The sequence below is a fragment of the Ruegeria sp. G10 genome (genome assembly GCF_056533645.1).
In genome coordinates, this window is record NZ_JBQFOQ010000003.1 from 119,815 (window position 1) to 141,747 (window position 21,933).

The 21,933-nt window shown below is 61.7% G+C and carries 23 protein-coding genes; 18 read left to right on the forward strand and 5 right to left on the reverse strand.

What is annotated here, in order from left to right; all coding sequences use genetic code 11:
* From ACR0KM_RS07435 to uvrC, 4 genes are all read left to right on the forward strand, one after another.
* Positions 1–171, forward strand: coding sequence for a hypothetical protein (locus ACR0KM_RS07435; RefSeq protein WP_480823382.1), 171 nt, complete (start codon positions 1–3; stop codon positions 169–171).
* The gene (locus tag ACR0KM_RS07440) at positions 168–1,130 is read left to right on the forward strand and encodes a calcium/sodium antiporter (RefSeq protein ID WP_480823384.1); all 963 of its coding nucleotides are present in this window, start codon (positions 168–170) and stop codon (positions 1,128–1,130) included. The genes ACR0KM_RS07435 and ACR0KM_RS07440 overlap by 4 nt, the downstream gene beginning before the upstream one ends.
* Positions 1,131–1,151: 21 nt before the next feature.
* Complete coding sequence (locus ACR0KM_RS07445; RefSeq protein WP_480823386.1) at positions 1,152–1,931, forward strand: SDR family oxidoreductase; 780 nt, start codon at positions 1,152–1,154, stop codon at positions 1,929–1,931.
* 290 nt (positions 1,932–2,221) lie between these two features.
* Complete coding sequence (uvrC, locus tag ACR0KM_RS07450; RefSeq protein WP_480860068.1) at positions 2,222–4,096, forward strand: excinuclease ABC subunit UvrC; 1,875 nt, start codon at positions 2,222–2,224, stop codon at positions 4,094–4,096.
* On the opposite strand, the gene ACR0KM_RS07455 is transcribed toward uvrC, so the two are convergent.
* Positions 4,093–4,977 (reverse strand): DMT family transporter, encoded by an 885-nt coding sequence (locus ACR0KM_RS07455; RefSeq protein ID WP_480860073.1) that lies wholly within the window; start codon positions 4,975–4,977, stop codon positions 4,093–4,095. The genes uvrC and ACR0KM_RS07455 overlap by 4 nt on opposite strands.
* A 146-nt stretch (positions 4,978–5,123) precedes the next feature.
* On the opposite strand from ACR0KM_RS07455, the gene pgsA reads away from it, so the two are divergent.
* Genes pgsA through ACR0KM_RS07470 form a run of 3 tightly spaced genes read left to right on the forward strand, consistent with a single transcriptional unit; the run spans position 5,124 to position 6,486 of the window.
* Positions 5,124–5,792, forward strand: coding sequence for a CDP-diacylglycerol--glycerol-3-phosphate 3-phosphatidyltransferase (gene pgsA / locus ACR0KM_RS07460; protein WP_480860075.1), 669 nt, complete (start codon positions 5,124–5,126; stop codon positions 5,790–5,792).
* Between the two features lie 3 nt (positions 5,793–5,795).
* Positions 5,796–6,041, forward strand: coding sequence for a molybdopterin converting factor subunit 1 (moaD, locus tag ACR0KM_RS07465; protein ID WP_480823394.1), 246 nt, complete (start codon positions 5,796–5,798; stop codon positions 6,039–6,041).
* 1 nt (position 6,042) lies between these two features.
* Positions 6,043–6,486 carry a molybdenum cofactor biosynthesis protein MoaE gene (locus ACR0KM_RS07470; RefSeq protein ID WP_480860077.1) on the forward strand — a complete coding sequence of 148 codons (444 nt, stop codon included), beginning with the start codon at positions 6,043–6,045 and terminating at the stop codon, positions 6,484–6,486.
* 13 nt (positions 6,487–6,499) lie between these two features.
* On the opposite strand, the gene ACR0KM_RS07475 is transcribed toward ACR0KM_RS07470, so the two are convergent.
* From ACR0KM_RS07475 to ubiA, 3 genes are all read right to left on the reverse strand, one after another.
* Positions 6,500–6,820, reverse strand: a complete 321-nt coding sequence (locus tag ACR0KM_RS07475) for a hypothetical protein (protein ID WP_480531758.1) — start codon at positions 6,818–6,820, stop codon at positions 6,500–6,502.
* Between the two features lies 1 nt (position 6,821).
* Entirely contained in the window at positions 6,822–8,726 is a 1,905-nt protein-coding gene (locus ACR0KM_RS07480) for an OmpA family protein (protein WP_480860079.1), read from the reverse strand.
* 67 nt (positions 8,727–8,793) lie between these two features.
* A complete protein-coding gene (ubiA, locus tag ACR0KM_RS07485) occupies positions 8,794–9,756 on the reverse strand; it encodes a 4-hydroxybenzoate octaprenyltransferase (RefSeq protein WP_480860080.1) in 963 nt (320 codons plus the stop codon).
* A gap of 12 nt (positions 9,757–9,768) precedes the next feature.
* Between ubiA and ACR0KM_RS07490 the strand changes: the two genes are divergently transcribed.
* The 10 genes from ACR0KM_RS07490 to ACR0KM_RS07535 all read left to right on the forward strand — a co-directional run bounded on the left by ACR0KM_RS07490 (position 9,769) and on the right by ACR0KM_RS07535 (position 20,129).
* A complete protein-coding gene (locus ACR0KM_RS07490; protein WP_480860083.1) occupies positions 9,769–10,494 on the forward strand; it encodes a 16S rRNA (uracil(1498)-N(3))-methyltransferase in 726 nt (241 codons plus the stop codon).
* A complete protein-coding gene (locus ACR0KM_RS07495) occupies positions 10,491–11,339 on the forward strand; it encodes a GNAT family N-acetyltransferase (RefSeq protein ID WP_480860084.1) in 849 nt (282 codons plus the stop codon). The genes ACR0KM_RS07490 and ACR0KM_RS07495 overlap by 4 nt, the downstream gene beginning before the upstream one ends.
* Positions 11,336–11,863 (forward strand): hypothetical protein, encoded by a 528-nt coding sequence (locus tag ACR0KM_RS07500; protein WP_480860085.1) that lies wholly within the window; start codon positions 11,336–11,338, stop codon positions 11,861–11,863. Before ACR0KM_RS07495 ends, ACR0KM_RS07500 begins: the two co-directional genes overlap by 4 nt.
* Positions 11,864–11,927: 64 nt before the next feature.
* Positions 11,928–13,298 carry a glutamate--cysteine ligase gene (locus ACR0KM_RS07505; RefSeq protein WP_480860086.1) on the forward strand — a complete coding sequence of 457 codons (1,371 nt, stop codon included), beginning with the start codon at positions 11,928–11,930 and terminating at the stop codon, positions 13,296–13,298.
* Between the two features lie 126 nt (positions 13,299–13,424).
* A complete protein-coding gene (locus ACR0KM_RS07510) occupies positions 13,425–14,492 on the forward strand; it encodes a Hint domain-containing protein (protein WP_480860088.1) in 1,068 nt (355 codons plus the stop codon).
* A gap of 84 nt (positions 14,493–14,576) precedes the next feature.
* On the forward strand, positions 14,577–15,650 hold the full coding sequence (pheS, locus tag ACR0KM_RS07515) for a phenylalanine--tRNA ligase subunit alpha (protein WP_480860090.1): 1,074 nt from the start codon (positions 14,577–14,579) through the stop codon (positions 15,648–15,650).
* Entirely contained in the window at positions 15,647–16,081 is a 435-nt protein-coding gene (locus tag ACR0KM_RS07520; protein ID WP_480860092.1) for a hypothetical protein, read from the forward strand. The genes pheS and ACR0KM_RS07520 overlap by 4 nt, the downstream gene beginning before the upstream one ends.
* Positions 16,082–16,322: 241 nt before the next feature.
* Complete coding sequence (locus ACR0KM_RS07525) at positions 16,323–17,126, forward strand: CE1 family esterase (RefSeq protein WP_480860094.1); 804 nt, start codon at positions 16,323–16,325, stop codon at positions 17,124–17,126.
* Between the two features lie 78 nt (positions 17,127–17,204).
* Positions 17,205–19,601 carry a phenylalanine--tRNA ligase subunit beta gene (pheT, locus tag ACR0KM_RS07530; RefSeq protein ID WP_480860095.1) on the forward strand — a complete coding sequence of 799 codons (2,397 nt, stop codon included), beginning with the start codon at positions 17,205–17,207 and terminating at the stop codon, positions 19,599–19,601.
* Positions 19,602–19,682: 81 nt separating this feature from the next.
* Positions 19,683–20,129, forward strand: coding sequence for a YtoQ family protein (locus ACR0KM_RS07535; RefSeq protein WP_480860097.1), 447 nt, complete (start codon positions 19,683–19,685; stop codon positions 20,127–20,129).
* Positions 20,130–20,174: 45 nt separating this feature from the next.
* Here ACR0KM_RS07535 and ACR0KM_RS07540 read toward each other — a convergent pair whose 3' ends face one another.
* A complete protein-coding gene (locus ACR0KM_RS07540) occupies positions 20,175–20,873 on the reverse strand; it encodes a glutathione S-transferase family protein (protein ID WP_480860099.1) in 699 nt (232 codons plus the stop codon).
* A 267-nt stretch (positions 20,874–21,140) separates the two neighbouring features.
* Here ACR0KM_RS07540 and ACR0KM_RS07545 point away from each other — a divergent pair, with 267 nt between their 5' ends.
* Positions 21,141–21,902, forward strand: a complete 762-nt coding sequence (locus ACR0KM_RS07545; protein ID WP_480823680.1) for a mechanosensitive ion channel family protein — start codon at positions 21,141–21,143, stop codon at positions 21,900–21,902.
* The last annotated feature ends 31 nt before the right edge of the window (positions 21,903–21,933 follow it).

Below are 21,933 nucleotides of genomic sequence, written 5' to 3' on the forward strand. Positions count from 1 at the left end.
GTGATCATCAAAGCCGTCACTCTGTTCCTGATTGCCATGGGCGTACTGGCCATGTTCGGAAAGCTGCGCTTTCCGGGGCAGAAACGGCTGAGCTCGGCCAAATGTCCACGCTGCGGGCGGTTTCGCATCGGCAAGGGGCCATGCCCCTGTGACAAGAGGGGACGTGGATGACCGCGTGGCTGTTCTCAGGTCTGGGTCTGCTGATCCTTCTGCTGGCCGGGGATGCACTGGTCCGTGGGGCAGTGAACCTGAGCCTGCGGCTGGGCGTGCCGGCGCTGATCGTCAGTCTGACCATCGTGGCCTTTGGCACCTCGGCCCCCGAGCTGCTGATCGCGATCAGCGCGATTCAGGAAAACGCTCCGGGCATTGCGCTGGGCAATGTGGTGGGATCGAACACTGCGAATATCCTGCTGGTGCTGGGGCTGCCTGCGCTACTGGCGACGCTGCACACAAGCGAATGCGACAGCCGCAAGAACTATGTCTTCATGCTGATGGCCTCGGTCCTGTTTATCGCACTGGCCTTCTTCGGCGTGTTCAATCTGCTCAGCGGTGCAATATTGCTGGCCGGGCTGGCGCTGGTTCTGATGAACGCCTTCCGTGAGGCCAACGCACACCGCAAAGCCTGTGGCGAGGCCTGCGCGGACGAGGATGAGCTTGACGGGCTGGAAGAAGCCGATCCCGATATGCCCTATTGGAAGGTCGGGATGTATCTGGTGCTGGGCCTGATCGGTCTGCCCACCGGTGCGCATCTTCTGGTCGACAATGCGACAATCATTGCGCGCGATTATGGGATCAGTGAAACGGTGATCGGCCTGACCTTGGTCGCGGTGGGCACCTCTTTGCCTGAGCTGGCCACCACCGTGATGGCGGCGCTGCGCCGGCAGGCGGATGTGGCCTTGGGCAATGTCATCGGGTCGAATATGTTCAACCTGCTCGCCATTATCGGGATCGCGACCTTGTTCGGACGTATTCCGGTGGATCCCGAATTCCTGCGGTTTGATCTTTGGGTTATGCTGGGCGCATCCTTGCTGCTGATCCCGTTCGTGTTTTTCAAGAAAGACATAACACGCGTCTGGGGAATGATCCTGACCTTGCTCTACGTCGTATACATAGTCAGTTTGCTGGCGTGATTTGACGGAAGGATGCGACCTATGACCCGAGCTCTGGTAACCGGCGCTGGAATACGGCTTGGGCGCGCAATGGCCGTTTACCTGGCCCGGCGCGGCATGGATGTGGCGGTTCACTACGCGACCTCAGGCGACGCCGCCCAGCAGACCGTTTCCGAGATTGAGGCTCTGGGCCGCAAGGCAATCGCACTGCCCGCCGACCTGTTGGATGAGGCGCAAGTCACCACCCTTTTGCCGCGCGCTGCCGAAGGCTTGGGTGGTCCGATCACCTGTCTGGTCAACAATGCCTCGATCTTCGAATACGACAACATCCATACAGCGACCCGCCAAAGCTGGGATCGTCACCTTGATAGCAACTTGCGCGCTCCATTTGTTTTGACGCAGGCGATGGCCGAACAGGGGCTGACTGCGGAAACGGACCTGATGGGAGAGCCCCAGGCCACGGGGTTGATCGTCAACATGGTCGATATGCGTGTGCGCAAGCTGACGCCTGAGTTCATGTCATACACCATCGCCAAGATGGGGTTATGGGCGCTGACCCGAACCGCCGCGCAGGCCCTGACACCGGCCATCCGTGTCAATGCAATCGGGCCGGGTCCGACCCTGCAGGGCCATCGTCAAAGCGAGCAGCATTTCATGGCACAGCGCCAGAACACGGTATTAGAGCGCGGGGCGAACCCGTCGGATATCACCGCTGCGCTCGGCTATTTTCTGGATGCCCACGCCGTCACTGGCCAGCTTCTGTGCGTCGATGGGGGGCAGCATCTGGGCTGGCAAACGCCGGATGTGTTGGGCGTAGAATAAGTATATTCAGTGTAAGTTTTGCACCGCTCTCATTTCTGTTACCAAGCCGTTACAAAATTGTATTGTTTTTCATACACTTGTCTCAGATCACAAAAAATATAACTACAAATCAAATACTTAGTTTGCTGCCTATTTTTTACGCAAATCAAGGAATGCTTAATGATTTAAGGGAAAATCACGATGATGGGAAAGTTATCTGCACACTTATCCACAGAAGTCGTGGATTTGTTTCCTCTTGATCTGGGTCGCGCAAGATTGCAGCCATAGTCAGAGAATCATATCTGAAAGCCATGACCGCCAGCAGCGCACCAGACCCCACCCCGCAACAGACCGGCTATACGTGCATCCAGCGCTATGTGAAAACGCTGGACAGCTCGCCCGGCGTGTATCGGATGCTGGATGCGGACAGCCGGGTTCTGTACGTCGGTAAGGCGCGGAACCTGAAGGCGCGGGTGTCGAATTATACCCGCCCGGGCCATTCGGGGCGGATCGAGAAGATGATTGCCGCGACCGCCTCGATGATGTTTCTGACCACACGGACCGAGACCGAGGCGCTGCTGCTGGAGCAGAACCTGATCAAGCAGCTCAAGCCGAAGTACAATGTGCTGTTGCGCGACGACAAAAGCTTTCCCAACATTCTGGTCGCCAAGGATCACGCCTTTCCGCAGATCAAGAAACATCGCGGCGCGAAAAAGGAAAAGGGCGCCTATTTCGGCCCCTTCGCCAGCGCCGGTGCCGTGAACCGGACGCTGAACCAGTTGCAGAAGGCCTTTCTGCTGCGCAATTGCTCGGATTCCATGTTCGACAGCCGGACGCGGCCCTGCCTGCTCTATCAGATCAAGCGGTGTTCGGGGCCGTGTGTCGGGCTGATCTCGGAAGAGGGGTATCGCGAAAGCGTGCGCGATGCGGAACGGTTCCTGTCGGGCCGCTCGACCAAGGTGCAGGAAGATCTGGCCGAACAAATGATGGCCGCGTCTGAGGCGATGGAGTTCGAACGTGCCGCCGGTTTGCGCGACCGCATTCGGGCGCTGACGCAGGTGCAGACATCTCAGGGCATCAACCCGCGCGGCGTGGCCGAGGCGGATGTGATCGGGCTTTATATGGACAGTGGGCAGGCGTGCGTGCAGGTGTTCTTTATCCGGGCCAACCAGAACTGGGGAAACAAGGACTTCTACCCTCGGGTCGGGGCCGACGTATCCCCTGCCGAGGTGATGGAGGCCTTTCTGGGTCAGTTCTACGACAACAAGGAACCGCCGAGGCAATTGATCCTGTCGGACGGGATCGAAAACGCCGATCTGATGCAAGAGGCGTTGTCCGAGAGGGCGGGCCGCAAGGTTGAAATCCTTGTCCCTCAACGCGGTGAAAAGCAGGAACTGGTCGCCGGAGCGTTGCGGAACGCGCGCGAGTCGCTGGCCCGCCGCATGTCCGAAAGCGCGACGCAGGCCAAGCTGCTGCGCGGCGTGGCTGAGGCTTTTGAGCTGGACGCACCGCCCGTGCGGATTGAGGTCTATGATAACAGCCATATTCAGGGCACCAATGCGGTGGGTGGCATGATCGTGGCGGGCCCCGAGGGGTTCATGAAAAACGCCTATCGCAAGTTCAACATCCGGGGCGACGACCTGACACCCGGCGATGACTTTGGCATGATGAAAGAGGTCCTGACCCGCCGTTTCACCCGCCTGCAAAAGGAAGACCCGGATCGTGACAAGGGCCTGTGGCCGGACCTGCTGCTGATCGACGGCGGCGCGGGCCAGGTCAGTGCGGTGCATGAGATCATGGTCGAGCACGGGGTCGAGGACATCCCCATGGTCGGCGTCGCCAAGGGCGTCGACCGGGATCATGGCAAAGAGGAATTCCACCGAACTGGCCAGCGCCCGTTTGCTCTGAAACGCAACGACCCGGTGCTGTATTTCATCCAGCGTCTGCGGGATGAGGCGCATCGGTTCGCAATCGGCACCCACCGGGCCAAACGCGCCAAGGCGGTTGGAGCAACGCCGCTGGATGAAATCCCCGGCGTGGGGGCTGCGCGCAAACGCGCCCTGCTGACTCATTTCGGCAGCGCCAAGGCGGTCAGCCGCGCCAATCTGGCAGATCTGAAAGCGGTCGAGGGGATATCAGCCGGGTTGGCGCAGAAGGTCTATGATTTCTTCCACGACAAGGGCTAGGCCCGCCGCCCGCGCCACAGGATATAAAGCCCCGAGGCCACGATCAGCGCGCTGCCGATCCACATGGTCTGATCCGGGCGTTCTCCGAAGAACAACACGCCCAGCCCGACCCCGAACAGCAGGCGTGAATACCGGAACGGCGTCACCGACGAGACTTCGCCCGTGCGCATCGCCTTCATCAGCGAGGCATAGGCGACCGCCCCGCAGGACACCGCGCCAAGAACATAGAGGCTGTGGCTGGGGCTGAGCGCAACAAAAGTGCCGCCTTCGAACAGCCAGAACAGACCCCCAGCGATGATGACGCAGATGAACCCGTAGAACCCCAGCACCTCGGTGCTCAGCGATGCCGGAGCGGCACGGCTGGACAGATCGCGGCCTGCGAACCCGATCATGCCAAGGACCGCCAGAATCGACAGGGCCGAGAAACTGTCGCCCGTGGGCTGCACGATGATCACCACGCCGATCAGACCGATCAGAATGGCGCACCAGCGTCGCCAGCCGACGGTTTCGCCAAAGAACAGCGCTGCCCCGGCGACAACGACCAGAGGCGTGGCCTGCAGGATCACCGTCGCTGAAGAGAGCGGCGTATAGGCGATGGCCAGCACATAGAACATCCGGCCCAGAATCTCGAAAAAGGCGCGTACCTGCATGGGGCGCGACAGCACGTCGGGGTGAAACAGCCGGGTACCGCGCAGGGCTGCGACAGTGGCAAAGATCATTGACCCGCCCAGCCCGAACAGGATCAGCACCTGCCAGATCGGCAGACCTGCGGCGGCGGATTTCAGCAGCGCGTCCTCGACCGCAAATACCGCCATCGCGCCCACCATCCAGGCGCTGCCCAGCAGGTTTGATCTTGGGTCGGTCCGGATATGAGTGGTCATGGGCTTCACCTTTGGTCTGCGGCGCAATCTGACCGCAAACCGCACAAAGGCCAAGGGCTGCGGCGCATTGACCAAGGTGCTGTGATTGGTGATGTTTTTCGACACCCTGTCTTTTCTGTCTTGCGCGCGCGATGTAGGGTCGGGCCATGAAGTGGAACCTGCCCAATATCCTGACCGTGCTGCGCCTGCTGGCCGCCCCCGGTCTGGCCGTGATGTTTCTGTATTTCACGAGGCCTTACGCCGATTGGTTCGCGCTGATCCTGTTCCTGTCTGCGGCAATCACCGACTGGTTCGATGGCTATCTGGCCCGTGCATGGAAGCAGGAAACAAAGATCGGGGCGATGCTGGATCCGATTGCCGACAAGGCGATGGTGGTGATCGCACTGATGATCCTAGTGGGCTATTCGACCGAACACTGGACCCCGTGGCTGGTGCTGCCCGCCACCGTGATCCTGTTCCGCGAGGTGTTTGTCTCGGGCCTGCGCGAATATCTGGGTGACGTGGCCGGAACGCTGAAAGTCACCAAGCTGGCCAAGTGGAAAACAACAGCGCAGATGGTGGCGATTGCGATCCTGTTTTCGCAGGGGATTTTCGAGCATTACTTCGTGATGGCCACATTCGGTATGGACCCGACGATTATCGACCAGGTGCTCTCGGGGCAGTCAGAGGACTTGAACCATATCCGTTGGCATCTTGAGGGCATGTTCTGGTCGGGTCGCATCGGTTTGTGGTTGCTGTGGATCGCCGCAACGCTGACATTGATCACCGGCTATGACTACCTACGTAAAGCTATGCCCCACCTGAAGGAGAGCTAAAGGATGGACGTGCTGTATTTCGCCTGGGTGCGCGAACGCATCGGCCTGCCGAAGGAAAAGGTCGAAACGCAGGCCGCAACGGTCAGTGATCTGGTCGCAGAACTCAGCGCGCGCGAAGACCGCTATGCCGCGGCCTTTGCCGATCTGTCCGCCCTGCGCGTGGCACTGGATCAGGAATTGTCGGACTTTGATGCGTCTCTGACCGGCGTCCGCGAAGTGGCGTTTTTTCCGCCTATGACGGGCGGCTGATATGCGGATTGTCGTGCAAGAGGCCCCGTTTGATCTGGGGGCCGAGGCAAATGCGTTTGCCGACGGCGATGCCGCCAACGGGGCCATCGTGACCTTCACCGGCGTGGTGCGTGATCTGGCAACAGGCGATCTAGATGTGATGGAGATCGAGCACTACCCGGGCATGACCGAGCGCGCCCTGACCAAGATCGCAGAAGAAGCACAGAACCGGTGGTCGCTGGGCGATGTGCTGGTGATCCACCGGCATGGACGGCTGGCTCCGGGCGACCGGATCATGATGGTCGCCACTGCCGCGCCCCATCGCAAGGATGCGTTCGAGGCGGCGGAGTATCTGATGGACTACCTCAAATCCCGCGCCCCGTTCTGGAAGAAAGAGCTGACCACCTCGGGGGCCGAATGGGTGGCCGCCAAGGACGAGGACGAAGACGCGCTGACCCGCTGGTAGATACGCGGTCGATTCAATCCGCGTTGTTGATCCGCCCGCGCATTTCCTCAGCCTCTTGCCGCGCCGCGCGCAGGCCTTCCATGGCCGCATCCAGTTCGGCCTCGGTCTGGGTCAGTTGGTTGGTCAACTCGGCCTCGCGCTGCTGCAGATAGGTGATGGCCTGATCGCGGGTTTCCTCGGCCTCGTGCAACTCCTGGCTCATGCGGTCCAGATCGGCCACGTCGCTCTGGCGGACGCGGGACAGGCGATGGGCCAGCCAGTTGGCGAACCAGCCCATGCAGAAGGCGGCGAACAGGATGACGGCGGTGGCGATGATGAATTCGGTTCTGTTCAACTTACTGGTCCTCTGCGCCCGCATCCGTTGCGTCGGTTTCTGGGGTCTCGGTCTCGGTCTCCATCGCCTCAAGCGCGGTTTCGGTGTTGGCCACGGGCTCGGGGCGGATCAGACGGAATTCGATGCGGCGATTTTCCTCGCGGCCTTCCTCGGTTCCATTGTCGGCGATGGGCTGCGTTTCGCCATAGCCGACCGCCGAGAAGCTTGAGGTCGGCACTCGTCGCCCGCGCAGTTCGTTCAGGATCGACTGCGCGCGCGACTGGCTGAGCTGCTGGTTCATTTCCTCGCGGCCCTGACTGTCGGTGTGACCTTGAATCTCAAGACGGATCGGGCCGCAGTCGCGCAGGATGTCGGCGATCTGGTTCAGCGCATCGCGTGAATCGGCGGCGACGGTGGCCGAGCCCGGCTCGAATGCGATCTTGCTGGCCGCCTGAACGGCAACGATCTGTTCCTCGCAAAGCTCGGGATCGGGCAAGGCGTCCTCGGGTTCGGGCGGTTCCTGATAGGTGATCGACAGGGTGAAATCCTGCGCATCGCCCAGCTTGTCGGAAAACAGCCCCGCGATCCGGGCCTTTGCATCGGGATCATGGCTGAGCCCCGACAGCGTCACCGAATCCGGGGTCACGGTCAGCGCCCCGTTATGCAGTTGCGACAGTCCCTCAAGTCCGGCCAAAACGCGCACAGGCCAGTCCGCAGGCAGATCCGGTGCGATACGGGTCGCCGTGTGTACCTGTAGCGAGCCGAAAGCGGCACGCGCAAAGCTGTCGGTCATGTCGCGCAGGGTCTCGTCGCTGACTCGCCCGCGCAGTTGCACCAGCCCTTCGGGGCTGCGGGTGGCGACGAATTCGACAGGGCCGGTTGGGTCGTCGGGCTCGGGTTCAGGTAGGATGGCGTGCAGAACGAAGACGTCGGGCAGCGTGTTTTCCAACTCGCCCACGACACGGTCGAACAGCAGCGGGCTGGTGTCCTGCGCGGCCACCAGGGTGATATCCGCATCCGACAACGTGACCGAGCCCTGACCCAGTTCCGCCAGCGCCCGGATGCTGAGTTGCGCCGCGTTGGCCCAGCGCGGCGACGGCACGCCCAACCCGATGGTGCAGGACGCAGGTCCGGTCAGCCCGGCCTGCTGTGCGGCTTCGACGATGATGTCGCGCGCATCCTCGTCCTGCGCGGAACAGGCATCAAACTGCCCGCCCTCTGCGTTGATCAGATAGCGCAGGGTGAACGGCGTGATCACGGGACGCGGGGCAGATATCGCAAGGCCGATCCGCAGGCCCGGAGGCGCAGCGCGGCTCAGGTCCTGTTCCAGCCGGTCTTTTTCCTGCTGGCTGTCAGCGATGGCGGTGATGCGCACCAGCCCGGGACTGGCCGAGATTTTGGCGCGCGGCAGATCGGACAGCGCCTGAATCGCATAGGTCAGCGCCGTATCCCAGCCCTCGGGCTTGGGATAATCCGCGCTTTCCATCAGGTCCGAGACCATTGCGTCCCGGTCCAGCCGCTGCAGCCGGTCCATCAGGTCGTCGCGGTCCTCGCTGGCGGGGACCAGCCCGATGATCGAGATGCCGCTGTCATTGCGCAGGATCTCGGCCGAGAAGCGAGGCGGGGTCAGGTCGGCGGTGGGCGCGACCTCCATCTCGTCGATGACGCGTGAGGTGTCGACCTCGGTCCCGGCGGCGGTCAGGGCGTTGAACCGCGTGGCTTCATCCGGGGCCATGCCGGTCAGGACAACGCGCAACCCGTCGGATTCGACCTCGGCCCAGTCGTGCCCCTGCAGGTTCAGCGCGCGGCGCACGGCCAGTTCCGAAGCATCCTCGATCTTGCTGACCGCAAATCCGGCAGCCACCAGCGACAGCACGGCAGACACCGCAAAGATCAACGCAACGGCAAGGGCGTAAGGCAGGCGCATGGGCGGGTTCGAGACCTCTCGGGCGGGTTGGTAGCGGACTCATACAGAGCCAGAACCAGAGGTGCAATCAGAGGAAAAGCGCGACGCAGAGGAAGATCAGCGGAATCAGGCCGGTGTCGCGGTTGGCTCGGAACAGCTGCAGCAGCTTGGCGTTGTCCTCGGTATCGAGGCCGCGCAATTGCCACGCCATATGCCAGCCCATCGCCCACGGCCCACCCAAGGCGACCACCAGCGCCAGAACCGACGCCTGCGGCATCGCCGCGTCGATGATCGCCAGCCCCATCAGGCTGACCGTGCCGACCAGAAAATACTTGAGCCACCGGGCGGTATCGGTCCCGAACAGCCGGGCGGTGGATTTGATGCCGATCAGTTCGTCATCCTCGGCGTCCTGATGGGCATAGATCGTGTCATAGAACAGGGTCCATGCGATGCCCGACAGATAAAGCGTAATCGCAGGCCAGCCGATGGTGCCGGTATGCGCGGCCCAGGCCAGCAAAGCGCCCCAGTTGAAGGCCAGCCCCAGAAAGACCTGCGGCCACCATGTAAACCGTTTCGCGAACGGGTAGATCGTGACGGGCAGCAGCGAGAGCACGCCCATGGCGATGGCCGCCCGATTGAAGGTCAGCAGAATCACCAGCGCCAGCAGGCATTGCAGCCCCATCCAGATCACCGCCTGCCGCACGCTGACCTGACCCGAAGGGATCGGACGCGAGCGGGTGCGTTCGACCTGCCCGTCAAAGTCGCGGTCGGTGATGTCGTTCCACGTACAGCCCGCACCGCGCATCAGGAACGCCCCGATGGCGCAGCCGATGGCGATCCACAGGTCCTCCCATCGCGGCGATCCATCGCTGAGGATCGCCAGCGCCAGACCCCACCAGCAGGGAATCAGCAGCAGCCATGTGCCGATGGGCCGGTCCGCGCGGCTGAGCCTCAGGTACGGCCGGGCAAAGGCCGGGGCATGGGTGTCGACCCAGTTGCCGCTGACCGCATCCGCGACCTGACCGTCTGGTGTTGGGGCATTGCCTTGCATATGTAGGGTCTCATGACTGCGAAGATCAGACTGTATGTAGAGCACCCATTGGGTCAGGGGCAATCGGTTCCTTTGACGCGCGAACAGGCGCATTACCTTTTCGGCGTTATGCGCCTGTCTGTGGGCGGGCAGGTGGCGCTGTTCAACGGGCGCGATGGCGAATGGCTGGCCGATGTGGCCGAGGCCGGGAAGCGCGGCGGGTCACTGACCTGCTTCGAGCAGACCAAGGTGCTGCAGATGCCGCCCGATCTTTGGCTGTTGTTCGCGCCCATCAAAAAGGCGCGCACCGATTTCATTGTTGAAAAGGCGGCGGAAATGGGGGCCGCGCGGATCATGCCAGTGCAGACCGAGTTCACCAATTCCGAACGCATCCGGCAGGACCGTCTGCAGGCCCACGCGGTCGAGGCCGCTGAGCAATGCGGTGGCACTTTTGTTCCCGAGGTCGCCGATCTGCAGCGGCTCGACCGGGTTCTGGACGCATGGCCCGAGGGTCGTCAGCTGATGTTCTGTGACGAGGCTGAGGTCGGCTCGGCCCTGCGTCTGGCCGCGCATGAGAAGGGTCAGCCCTGGGCCATTCTGATTGGCCCCGAGGGCGGATTTTCCGAGCGCGAACGCAAGCGGTTGAGCGGCTTGCCTTTCGCTCATGTGGTCAGCCTCGGCCCCCGCATCCTGCGCGCGGATACGGCGGCGGTTGCGGCCATGACCATATGGCAGCAGGCGCTAGGAGACTGGGCATGACGTGGCGCGCCGCTGAGGACAGCGATGTGCCGCTGATCGACAGGTTTCTGTCTCAGCACATCCAGACTTCGATGTTCCCGCTGGCCAACCTTCGCGACTTCGGTCTGAACGGCCCGCATCCCCGATCCTTAAAGGCGTGGACGCTGGGCGATGATCCACGTGCCGTCTTCGCCATCACCAACGAAGGCATGGTGCTGCCGCAATGCCCCAATTGCTCGGAGCATGAGCTGGCCGGGGCGATTGAACTGATCCGGGGGCACCCATTGTTCGGCCTTGCCGCCAAGGCTGGGCAGGCGCGACGGATCATGAAGCTCGCCGGTTGGGAAGACCGACCGGCGACGCTCAACAGTGATGAGCCGGGGTTTGCGCTGGATCTGAACCAGCTTGTGCTGCCCGACCTCACCGGAGCGCGTCTGGTGCCGATCGGTGATCTGGATCGCTCGGTCACCGAAGGGTGGCGGCGGGACTATTTGATCGAGGCGATGGATTTCGATCCCGCGCGCGCCGCCGATCAGGCCGGTAAAGACTTCGAGGCCTACACGGCACGCGATTCCCATCGGGTGCTTCTGGTTGATGGCGAACCCGTCGCCATGACCGGGTTCAACGCCCGTCTGCCTGAGATCGTGCAGATCGGCGGCGTCTACACCCCGCCTGCTTTGCGCGGGCGCGGCCATGCCCGCCGCGCCGTTGCCCTGCATCTGCTTGAGGCGCGAAACGCCGGGGTCTCTCGCGCCGTTCTGTTTGCCGCTTCCGATTCCGCTGCGCGTGCCTATATCGGCATCGGGTTCAAACCTGCGGGCCACTACTCGCTGATCCTGTTCACCAATCCAAAGGACACGGCATGAGTTTCATCCGACCCGAAGCCAAACTTGCTCTGTGGCGCTGGCGCGAGGTGCTGGTGGCGGGGTTTGTCCTGCTGCTGGGTCTCAGCTGGATCAACGGCCCCGGCGGGCTGCTGGGCTGGATGGGCTGGGTGCTGGTTGTCGTCGCGGCGGCGCTGGCGATCATCGGCGTGCAGCGCGCACGGTTCCGCACCGGCGCGGGTGGACCCGGCGTTGTGACCATTGATGAAGGCCAGATCACCTATCTTGGTCCGCTGGACGGTGGCATCATCGCCACGCGCGAGATCGAGCGGCTGGCGCTCGACCCGACCTCACGCCCGGCGCTGTGGGTGCTGGACCAACCCGGTCAGCCGACCCTTCACATTCCGGTGAACGCCGAAGGGGCCGAGGCTCTGTTTGACGTATTCTCGAACCTGCCGGGGCTGAAAACCGAACAGATGCTGTCGGAACTCAACGGTGGTGCGGCGCATCCCGTGGTGATCTGGGAGAAGACGCCATCGCGCCCGGCGCATCTGCGCCTGCATTGACACTGGCGGCATTTCCCCCCACGACTGACCCAAAGACAGACACAGCAGGATCGGAGACCGGTTCATGTCCATCCCCCAATCCGGCGGCGGGCCGATCGAACGCCATGAGCAACTGGCCGAATATCTGGAATCGGGCTGTAAGCCCAAATCCGATTGGCGCATCGGCACCGAGCATGAGAAGTTCGGCTATTGCAAGGACACGCTGAAACCTCTGCCGTTCGAGGGGACCCGCTCGATCGTCGCCGTGCTTGAGGGCCTGCGCGACCGCCACGGCTGGGCCGAGGTGCGCGAGGCCGACAAGCTGATCGGGCTGGAAAAGGACGGGGCGAATGTCAGCCTCGAACCCGGCGGTGCGCTGGAACTGTCGGGTGCCCCGCTTGAGACCATCCACGAGACCTGTGACGAGGTGAACACCCACCTGCGCGAAGTGAAGGATATCGCCGACGAGATCGGCGTGGGCTTCATCGGTCTGGGCGCCGCTCCGATCTGGACCCATGATGAGATGCCGCTGATGCCCAAGGGCCGCTATCGGCTGATGAACGACTATATGGAAAAAGTCGGCACCATGGGCCGCGCAATGATGCGGCGCACCTGTACGGTGCAGGTCAATATCGACTTCGGGTCCGAGGCCGACATGGTGCAGAAGCTGCGCGTCGCCCTGGCCCTGCAGCCGGTGGCGACGGCGTTGTTTGCGAATTCTCCGTTCTTCGAGGGCAAGGTGAACGGCCAGAAAAGCTGGCGCAGCTATATCTGGCGGCATCTGGACGATGCGCGCACGGGCATGCTGCCGTTTGTGTTCGAGGACGGCTTTGGCTTTGAACGCTACGTGCAATATGCGCTCGATGTGCCGATGTATTTCGTCTATCGCGACGGGCAATATATCGACGCGCTGGGCATGTCCTTCCGCGATTTCCTGCAGGGCAAACTGCCCGCGCTGCCGGGTGAAACGCCAACCCTGTCGGATTGGGCCGATCACCTGACCACCGCCTTCCCCGAGGCCCGCATCAAGAAATACATGGAGATGCGCGGTGCCGACGGCGGCCCATGGCGACGGCTCTGCGCCTTACCCGCCTTCTGGGTTGGCCTGACCTATGATCAGGGCGCGCTGGATGCGGCCTGGGATCTGGTCAAGGGCTGGGATGCCGAGACGCGTGAGGCGCTGCGGGTCGAGGCCGCAAAAGACGGCCTTCAGGCGCGGGTCGGCGATATCAACATGCATGATCTGGCGCGCGAGGTCGTATCAATTGCCGATGCAGGCCTGAAATCACGCGCGCGTCCCGGCGCCGGTGGTTTGGTCCCGGACGAAACGCATTTCCTCAATGCGCTGAAAGACAGCATCGAATCCGGTCAGGTCCCGGCGGATGAGTTGCTGGGGCACTACCATGGCGACTGGCAGGGCGATCTGACCCGGATTTATCAGCAATACAGCTATTGAATGTACTGTGCGCAGCGGGCGATTGTTGCAAATAGGTGATCCTAAGCCAGCAATTCCTCACAAGACGGGTTTCATGGGCGGTTTGGCGGATATAATCACGTCAAACCCCTGAGCACCGATGAGCGCATGGCCCGTATCAGCGAACTGCACTACTCAAACGCCTTTGCCGCACAATCAGGCGTGGCCGAGTTTCTTGAGGTCTCGCTCGGGTCAACCGAGAACCCGGCGGATTTCACCGTGTCCTTCTATCAGGCCGATGGTACCGTCGGAATAGAAATCCCGCTGGATGATCCCGCGGTTCAGACCTTTATCGACCCCGACAATAACGAGCAGGTCTTTGTCATCTCGGCAGATGATTTCCCGATCCAGCTGACCGATCCCGACGGTGGCAGCCCCACCAACTTTGAGGCCTTCGCGCTGACGAACACCACGACCGGCGAAGTGATCGACTTCTACGATATCGGCGGCGGGACGCAGAATATCCTGGCCGTTGACGGAGCGGCTGCGGGTGCGACGTCGGTGAACCTGCCGGTGCTGACCAACCCTGGCCAGACCACAAGCTCGATCCAGTTCAATCAGCCAAACCCGGATACGCAGGTCAACGGGCCGCTGTCACCCGGTGACAGCGGGGCCCCCTGTTTTGTGGCCGGGACCCTTGTGGACACGCCCGATGGGCCGCGCCGTGTCGAAACGATCAGGCCGGGTGATCTGGTGATGACTGTCGACGATGGGGCCTGCCCGGTGCGTTGGGTGGGCGGCCGCACGGTTCGGGGCATGGGTATTTTCAGCCCTGTCCAGATCAGTGCAGGGGTCCTGGGGGCCACGCGCGACATCTTTGTGTCGCCACAACATCGCTTGTTGATTTCCGGATGGCAGGCGCAGTTGCTGTTCGGCGAGGATGAGGTTCTGGTCTCGGCAAAATCGCTTGTCAACGGAACCACCATCACCCGCGCCCCCTGTGACATCGTGCGTTACATCCACCTGTTCTTCGACCGCCACCAATTGCTGTCGACCTCGGGCTTGATTTCCGAGAGCTTTTTCCCGGGCCAACAAGGTGTCGGGGGTTTGGATGCCGCCGCCGCGTCCGAGCTGTTTGCCCTGTTTCCTGACCTGCGCGAGCAGCCGGACTTGTATGGCCAAACTTCAAGACCGGTCAAAACCGTGTCTGAGGCATCGGTGCTGCACGCGCTTTGATCGCGGGCTTGCCCCTCTTGCTTTCGCGGGCTGCTGTGATAGCAGGTCCAAAGCAAAAGTCAGGGGCCGGTTTCGGTAAGCGTCATGGACGATCTTAAGGCAAAATATCTGGGGCAAATCGCCGAAGCGGGCGACGAAAACGCGCTTGAGGCGATCCGCGTCGCAGCTGTCGGCAAAAAAGGCGAGGTCGCGCTGAAGATGCGCGAGCTGGGTAAGATGACGCCCGAAGAGCGTCAGGTCGCAGGCCCTGCGCTGAACGCCCTGAAGGATGAGATCAACTCGGCGCTGGCCGCCAAAAAGGCCGCTCTGGCCGATGCTGCGCTGGATGAGCGTCTGCGCACCGAATGGCTGGACGTCACCCTGCCGACCCGCGCGCGCCGTCAGGGCTCGATCCACCCGGTCAGTCAGGCGACCGAGGAATTGACCGCGATCTTTGCCGAACTGGGTTTTTCCGTGGCCGAAGGGCCTCGGATCGAGACCGACTGGCACAATTTCGACGCCCTGAATATCCCCGGCCACCACCCTGCGCGGGCTGAGATGGACACGTTCTACATGCACCGCACCGAGGGCGATAACCGCCCGCCGCATGTGCTGCGGACCCATACGTCTCCGGTGCAGATCCGCTCGATGGAGAAACAGGGCGCGCCGATCCGCGTGATCTGTCCGGGCGGTGTGTACCGCGCCGACTATGACCAGACCCACACGCCGATGTTCCATCAGGTCGAGGGGTTGGCCATCGACAAGGACATCTCGATGGCGAACCTGAAATGGGTTCTGGAAGAGTTCGTGAAGGCGTTCTTCGAGGTCGACGATGTCGAACTGCGCTTCCGCGCCTCGCACTTCCCCTTCACCGAGCCGTCGGCCGAGGTCGATATCCGCTGTTCCTGGGACAATGGTCAGCTGAAGATCGGTGAGGGCGACGACTGGATGGAGATTCTGGGCTCTGGCATGGTCCACCCCAAGGTGATCGCCGCCGGTGGGATTGATCCTGAGGTTTATCAGGGCTTTGCCTTTGGCATCGGCATCGACCGTCTGGCGATGCTGAAATACGGTATTCCGGATCTGCGAGCGTTCTTTGATTCAGACCTGCGCTGGTTGCGGCACTATGGGTTCGCGGCGCTGGATATGCCGAACCTGCATGGTGGTTTGTCGCGGTGAACTTGGAGGCGTTGCTCTTAGCGTTTCTTACTTTTTGGCTCGGTATCGTAGCATATTTGTTTCAGAAGCACTTTGACCGACGCGAACAAATCAGAGCGCGGCACTTTGAGATTTATATCGAGATGCTTGATGCGATATGCGAATTGGCGAATTCGCATAATCGTGGCGGCATAGGAAAAGATGACGCGCTTTCGAAGTATGCAACGGCAAAGATGAAGTTTGCGGTAGTTGCTTCCGACGCGACCATGAAGAAGTTTGTTGCTTTTGATCAGCGAATTACCTCTGGAGCTAAGGTTCCTCATGAGGAATTCGATGATTTGCTTTCGAAGCTGATGAAGGCAATCCGAAAAGAAAACCTTGGCGGGACAGTTATCACCAATGAAGAACTTATAACTGTTACGCCGTATGGTCGTTCTCTTCGTGATGAATAACTCACGCTAAAAGCGCGGAGCAAAGGCCGATAGGCCGCCGCGCTATCGCCAGACCGCCCGGACGGGCTGGCGGTTTGTCTCCGTCAGCGCACCGCTCGTACAGTACGCGGATTTGGCTGGCATAAAGTGCCCAATATAGACCAAGGATCGCCATCCCGCGGTCTGGCGACAGCACGGCTTGTTACAGGTTCCCACAGGGTTGTGACGTGACAGTTGGCGTCAGGTGGCTAGGCTCCGGCCTATGATATACCGACTGCTTTTCCTGCTGCTCACCGCTACCCCGGCATTCGCCATGGGGCCTTGGAAAACCGACTGCCATGGCGATACGGCCTGCGAGGTCGGCGACCGCTCGTACCATGTGTTGGAGCCCGAGGGGTGGGACGGCGAAACGCCTCTGCCCGTGTTGCTGCATTTCCACGGCTGGGCGCGGCAGGGGACCGTGGTGGTGAACCATGAGCGCATTGCCGGGGCGACCAAGCTGCGGGGGGTGCTGCTGGTGGCCCCGAACGGGCTGGGCAAAAGCTGGGATTTCTGGCGGGCAGACACGCGGGATGTGCCGTTTGCGAATGCGGTGCTAGAGGATGTGGCAAAGCGCTATCCGATTGATCCCGAACGCATCTATGTCTCGGGCTATTCCTTCGGCGGCGCAATGGCTTGGCGTTATGTCTGCCAGTCGGGCAATGACATCGCCGCCTTGCTGGCCGTCGCGGGCAGCATCCGTCAGACCGAGCACTGCCCTGAGGCCCCGCGTGAGGCGCGGCATGTGCATGGGCTGAGCGATACGGTGATGGATTTTCCTTATGGCGAGAATGGCGACACGACCTATCCGGTGTCGCTTTGGCGTTCGGCCTATGACTGTCATGACGCCACCCCGCGCGGGGATTGGAGCGTGGTGCCGATCCTGACTCTCAGCCGCGTTGAATGGACCGATTGCGCGCGCGGGCAGGTCACGCTGGACACCCATCCCGGCGGGCATTTCATCCCCCATGGCTGGATCGGGCGGCAGTTGGACGAGCTTTTGGGCCGCACCCCGACCTATCCCTGACGCGCGGCGCTTGCACCTTGGCGCAATCTTTGCCATTGCCTGTGCCGACTGGATATCTGCCAAAAAAGGCCCCGAGCAATGAAATTCACTCTGTCCTGGCTGAAAGACCACCTCGATACGGATGCGTCGGTTGACGAGATCGCCGAGGCGCTGACCGACCTTGGCCTTGAGGTCGAAGAGATCGTTAACCCGGCGGACCGGCTGGCAGGCTTTGCGCTGGGCCATGTGAAACACGCGGAAAAACACCCCGACGCCGACAAGCTGCGCGTCTGCACGGTGGAGACCGACGAGGGCGATCTGCAGATCATCTGCGGTGCGCCCAACGCCCGCGAAGGGATCACCGTCGTAGTCTGCAAACCGGGCATGTATATCCCCGGTCTGGATATCACCATCAGCGTCGGCAAAATCCGAGGCGTTGAGAGCTTTGGCATGATGGCCTCGGAACGTGAGCTGGAGCTGTCGGACGAGCATGACGGCATTATCGAGCTGCCCTCGGGCGCGGTGGGGGATCGGTTTGTGGACTGGCTGGCCGAGAACGAGCCCTCGAAGATCGACCCGGTGATCGACATCGCCATCACCCCCAACCGCCCCGACGCACTGGGTGTGGCGGGCATCGCGCGCGATCTGGCTGCGCGCGGTGTGGGTACGCTGAAACAGCGCGACTATGCGCCGGTGCCGGGAGATTTCGAAAGCCCGATCAAGGTGACGATTGACGAAGATACGCTGGACGGTGCGCCGCATTTCACTGGCCGACTGATCAAGGGCGTCAAGAACGGCCCCAGCCCGCAATGGCTGCAGGATCAGTTGAAAGCGATTGGTCTGCGGCCCATTTCGGCCTTGGTGGATATCACCAACTATATGACCTTCGACCAGAACCGCCCGCTGCATGTGTTCGATGCCGACAAGGTGCAGGGCAACCTGCGGGTGCACCGCGCCAAAGGTGGCGAGAAACTGGTGGCGCTGGATGAGAAAGAATACACTCTGCAGCCCGGCATGATGGTGATTTCGGACGACAAAGGCCCGGAATCGATTGCGGGCATCATGGGCGGGGAAGAGACCGGCTGTACCGCTGAGACCGTGAACGTCTTCCTCGAAAGCGCGTTCTGGGATCATGTGCAGATCGCGCTGACCGGGCGGGCGCTGAAGATCAATTCCGATGCGCGCTATCGCTTTGAGCGCGGTGTCGACCCCGAATACACCCGCGAAGGGCTGGAACACGCGACGCAGATGATTTTGGATATCTGCGGCGGTGAGGCCTCGAACGTGGTCGAGGCGGGCAAGGCCCCGAACCATGCGCGCGCCTATAAGCTGGACGCGGCGCGGGTGCAGTCTCTGGTCGGGATGGATATTCCGGAAAGCGAGCAGCGCCAGACCTTGACCCGTCTGGGCTTCCGTCTGGATGGCGAGATGGCGCATGTGCCTAGCTGGCGCCCCGATGTCATGGGCGAGGCCGATCTGGTGGAAGAGGTCGCGCGGATCGCGTCCCTGACCAAGCTGCAGGGCAAGCCTTTGCCGCGCATGACGGATGGTATCCCTAAACCGGTGATGACGCCTGCGCAACGCCGTCAGTCCATGGCGCGGCGGACCTGTGCGGCGCTGGGGTATAATGAATGCGTGACCTATACGTTCATCGATCAGGCCTCGGCGGCGCTGTTTGATGGCGGTGACGACAAGACGATGCTGGAAAACCCCATCTCGTCCGAGATGAGCCATATGCGCCCCGATCTGCTGCCCGGTCTGCTGCAGGCTGCGGCCCGCAATCAGGCGCGCGGCTATGCGGATCTGGCTTTGTTCGAGGTCGGCCCGGTGTTCCACGATGGCGAACCCGGAGAGCAGCGGACCCAGATCGCGGGGCTGCTGGTCGGGCGTGACGGCCCCAAGGATGTGCATGGCGCATCGCGCCCGGTCGATTTGTTCGACGCCAAGGCGGATGCCGAGGCGGTGCTGGCGGCCATAGGCGCGCCTGCCAAGGTTCAGATCATGCGTGGCGGCGATGGCTGGTGGCATCCGGGGCGGCACGGCAAGATCTGTCTGGGTCCGAAGAAGGTTCTGGGTGTATTCGGAGAGCTGCATCCGCGCGTCTTGCAAGCGATGGATATCAAGGGCCCGGCGATGGCCTTCACCATCTGGCCGGATGAAGTGCCGATGCCGCGCAAGTCTGGCGCGACCCGATCCGCGTTAGAGCTGCGCGATCTGCAAGCGGTCGAGCGGGACTTTGCCTTTGTCGTTGACGCGGATGTCGAGGCGCTGACGCTGGTCAACGCCGCAGCTGGTGCGGACAAGGCGCTGATCGAGGATGTACGCGTCTTTGACGAATTCATCGGCGGCAGTCTGGGTGAGGGCAAGAAATCTCTGGCCATCACCGTGCGGCTGCAGCCGTCGGATGCGACGCTGAAAGAGAAGGACATCGAAGTGGTCAGCGCCAAGATCGTCGAAAAGGTGACGAAAGCCACCGGCGGCGTGCTGCGGGGCTGAGGGTGTTTCCGCCTCCGGCGGGAGTATTTTTTGAAAAGATGAAGGGGCGGTCGCGCCCCTTTTTCATGGGAGGAGAAGAAGATGTTGAAGGTTTATCTGTCCGGTGAGATTCACACGGACTGGCGTGAGCAGATCATTGCGGGAGCCGAGGGGCTGGACGTTGTGTTCAGCAGTCCGGTGACCGATCACGCGGCCTCGGACGATTGCGGTGTGGCGATCCTGGGGGCGGAGCCCAACAAGTATTGGCACGATCAAAAGGGTGCGATGGTCAATGCGATCCGGACCCGCAAGGGGATTTCGGACGCGGATATCGTGGTTGTGCGCTTCGGCGACAAGTACAAGCAGTGGAACGCCGCCTTTGATGCCGGTTATGCGGCGGCTTTGGGCAAGTCGATCATCGTGCTGCACGGCCCCGACCATCAGCATGCGCTGAAAGAGGTCGACGCGGCCGCGCTGGCCGTGGCAGAGGACCCCGCGCAGGTGGTTGAAATTCTGCGCTATGTCCAGACGGGCGTGTTGCCCGGTTGATGCAGGGCGGTCGCGGCGTTTCAGCGCCGCAGCCCTTGTCTCGGGTCAGTCCCGCGGGGGGATGGTCAGGCCCTTTTGTACCGCCGGTCGTTCAAGGAAGCGGTCGAGATAGGCGTTCACATGGTTGTGGTCGTCCCAGCCGATCACCTCTTTGACCCCGTAATAATCCAGCCCGCGCAGCCAGGGCGCGATGGCGATATCGGCGATTGAGTAATCTCCGGCGATCCAGTCCTGACCGTCCAGCTGCGTGTTCAGCACGTTCAGCAGCCGCTTGGCCTCGGCCACATAGCGTTTGCGCGGGCGGGGGTCTTCGATCTCGCTGCCGGCGAATTTGTGGAAATAGCCCAGCTGGCCGAACATCGGCCCCAGCCCGCCCATCTGGAACATCAGCCATTGGGTGACGCGATGTTTGTCCGCCTTGCTCTGCCCCAGCAGCATGCCGCTTTTCTCGGCCAGATACAGCAGGATCGCGCCGCTTTCGAACAGACCCAGAGGTTCGCCGTCAGGCCCGTTGGGGTCGATCAGCGCCGGGATCTTGTTGTTGGGGTTCAGCGACAGAAACTCTGGGCTTTTGACATCGGCATCGGCCAGCGTCACGGTATGTGCTTCGTAGGGCAGGCCGGTTTCTTCCAGCATGATCGAAGCCTTCACGCCGTTGGGTGTGGGGAAGGAATAGAGTTGGATGCGGTCGGGAAACTGAGGCGGCCATTTGGCCATGATCGGGAATGCGGCGGTGTCCAGCATGATGAGCTCCTGAAACGATGCAGTTTGTGCAAATGTGGTGGCTTTGCACCGGAAAGTCAGGTGTTTCAGTGTGCAGGGCTGGACAGAGGTTGTTTGCTGAAGAACAGCACGGGGGAAAACTCGCGTATCCAGCACCTAGACCTATGGTTTGATTTAAAGCACACTTTCCCGTGATCCCCGCGCTTAACGCGCGGGTTTGTTGTTGCTGCAAAGGAGAGACGCGTGGACGACGTCGTAACACAGGTGGGTGCATTCGCCCCGCTGATCATGAGCGCGATCAAGGCCTTGATCGTTCTGATATTGGGTTGGATCGTGGCCGGAGCGATAAGCGGGCTGGTGCGGCGGCGCATTAACGCGACGCCGCATATTGACCCGACGCTGGGGAACTTTGTCGCAAGCCTTGTGAAATGGGTCCTGCTGGCGATCGTCTTTGTCGCCGTATTGGGCATATTTGGGATCGAGGCGACCAGTATCGTCGCCATTCTGGGTGCGGCTTCGTTGGCGATTGGTCTGGCCTTGCAGGGTACGCTCAGCGATCTGGCTGCTGGGGTGATGCTGGTGGTGTTCCGGCCTTATAAGCTGGGTCAGTATGTTGATATCGGTGGCACGGCGGGTACGGTGAAGGACCTGAACCTGTTCACCACCGAACTGGTGACGCCAGACAACGTGCAGATCATCGTGCCCAACGGTCAGGCCTGGGGGTCGGTGATCACCAATTACTCGGCCCATGACACCCGTCGGGTCGATCTTGTGTTTGGCATCGACTATGGCGACAGCGCGGACGAGGCGATGGGCATCATTCTGGATGTGGCGAAGGCGGACGCCCGGATTATGGGTGATCCTGAACCATGGGTGCGGGTGACCAATCTGGGCGACAGCTCGGTAGACCTGACGGCGCGCCTGTGGTGTGCGGCGGCGGATTACTGGGATGTGAAGTTTGAACTGACCAAAGCGATCAAAGAGGCCTTTGACGCCAAGGGCGTATCGATCCCCTATCCGCATTCTGTGGAAATTCACAAAGAGGGCTAAAGGCTCCCGCCCGACGGGCGGGCATTGGAAA

Coding starts and splice junctions, on each gene's coding strand:
- ACR0KM_RS07480 (WP_480860079.1), bottom strand. CDS start 8,726: ATGCGCCTGCCTTACGCCCTTGCCGTTGCGTTGATCTTTGCGGTGTCT.
- ACR0KM_RS07505 (WP_480860086.1), top strand. CDS start 11,928: ATGTCCATCCCCCAATCCGGCGGCGGGCCGATCGAACGCCATGAGCAA.
- ACR0KM_RS07440 (WP_480823384.1), top strand. CDS start 168: ATGACCGCGTGGCTGTTCTCAGGTCTGGGTCTGCTGATCCTTCTGCTG.
- ACR0KM_RS07535 (WP_480860097.1), top strand. CDS start 19,683: ATGTTGAAGGTTTATCTGTCCGGTGAGATTCACACGGACTGGCGTGAG.
- ACR0KM_RS07495 (WP_480860084.1), top strand. CDS start 10,491: ATGACGTGGCGCGCCGCTGAGGACAGCGATGTGCCGCTGATCGACAGG.
- uvrC (WP_480860068.1), top strand. CDS start 2,222: ATGACCGCCAGCAGCGCACCAGACCCCACCCCGCAACAGACCGGCTAT.
- ACR0KM_RS07525 (WP_480860094.1), top strand. CDS start 16,323: ATGATATACCGACTGCTTTTCCTGCTGCTCACCGCTACCCCGGCATTC.
- ubiA (WP_480860080.1), bottom strand. CDS start 9,756: ATGCAAGGCAATGCCCCAACACCAGACGGTCAGGTCGCGGATGCGGTC.
- ACR0KM_RS07455 (WP_480860073.1), bottom strand. CDS start 4,977: ATGACCACTCATATCCGGACCGACCCAAGATCAAACCTGCTGGGCAGC.
- pheT (WP_480860095.1), top strand. CDS start 17,205: ATGAAATTCACTCTGTCCTGGCTGAAAGACCACCTCGATACGGATGCG.
- ACR0KM_RS07490 (WP_480860083.1), top strand. CDS start 9,769: ATGACTGCGAAGATCAGACTGTATGTAGAGCACCCATTGGGTCAGGGG.
- ACR0KM_RS07470 (WP_480860077.1), top strand. CDS start 6,043: ATGCGGATTGTCGTGCAAGAGGCCCCGTTTGATCTGGGGGCCGAGGCA.
- ACR0KM_RS07510 (WP_480860088.1), top strand. CDS start 13,425: ATGGCCCGTATCAGCGAACTGCACTACTCAAACGCCTTTGCCGCACAA.
- pgsA (WP_480860075.1), top strand. CDS start 5,124: ATGAAGTGGAACCTGCCCAATATCCTGACCGTGCTGCGCCTGCTGGCC.
- pheS (WP_480860090.1), top strand. CDS start 14,577: ATGGACGATCTTAAGGCAAAATATCTGGGGCAAATCGCCGAAGCGGGC.
- ACR0KM_RS07545 (WP_480823680.1), top strand. CDS start 21,141: ATGAGCGCGATCAAGGCCTTGATCGTTCTGATATTGGGTTGGATCGTG.
- ACR0KM_RS07540 (WP_480860099.1), bottom strand. CDS start 20,873: ATGCTGGACACCGCCGCATTCCCGATCATGGCCAAATGGCCGCCTCAG.
- moaD (WP_480823394.1), top strand. CDS start 5,796: ATGGACGTGCTGTATTTCGCCTGGGTGCGCGAACGCATCGGCCTGCCG.
- ACR0KM_RS07500 (WP_480860085.1), top strand. CDS start 11,336: ATGAGTTTCATCCGACCCGAAGCCAAACTTGCTCTGTGGCGCTGGCGC.
- ACR0KM_RS07445 (WP_480823386.1), top strand. CDS start 1,152: ATGACCCGAGCTCTGGTAACCGGCGCTGGAATACGGCTTGGGCGCGCA.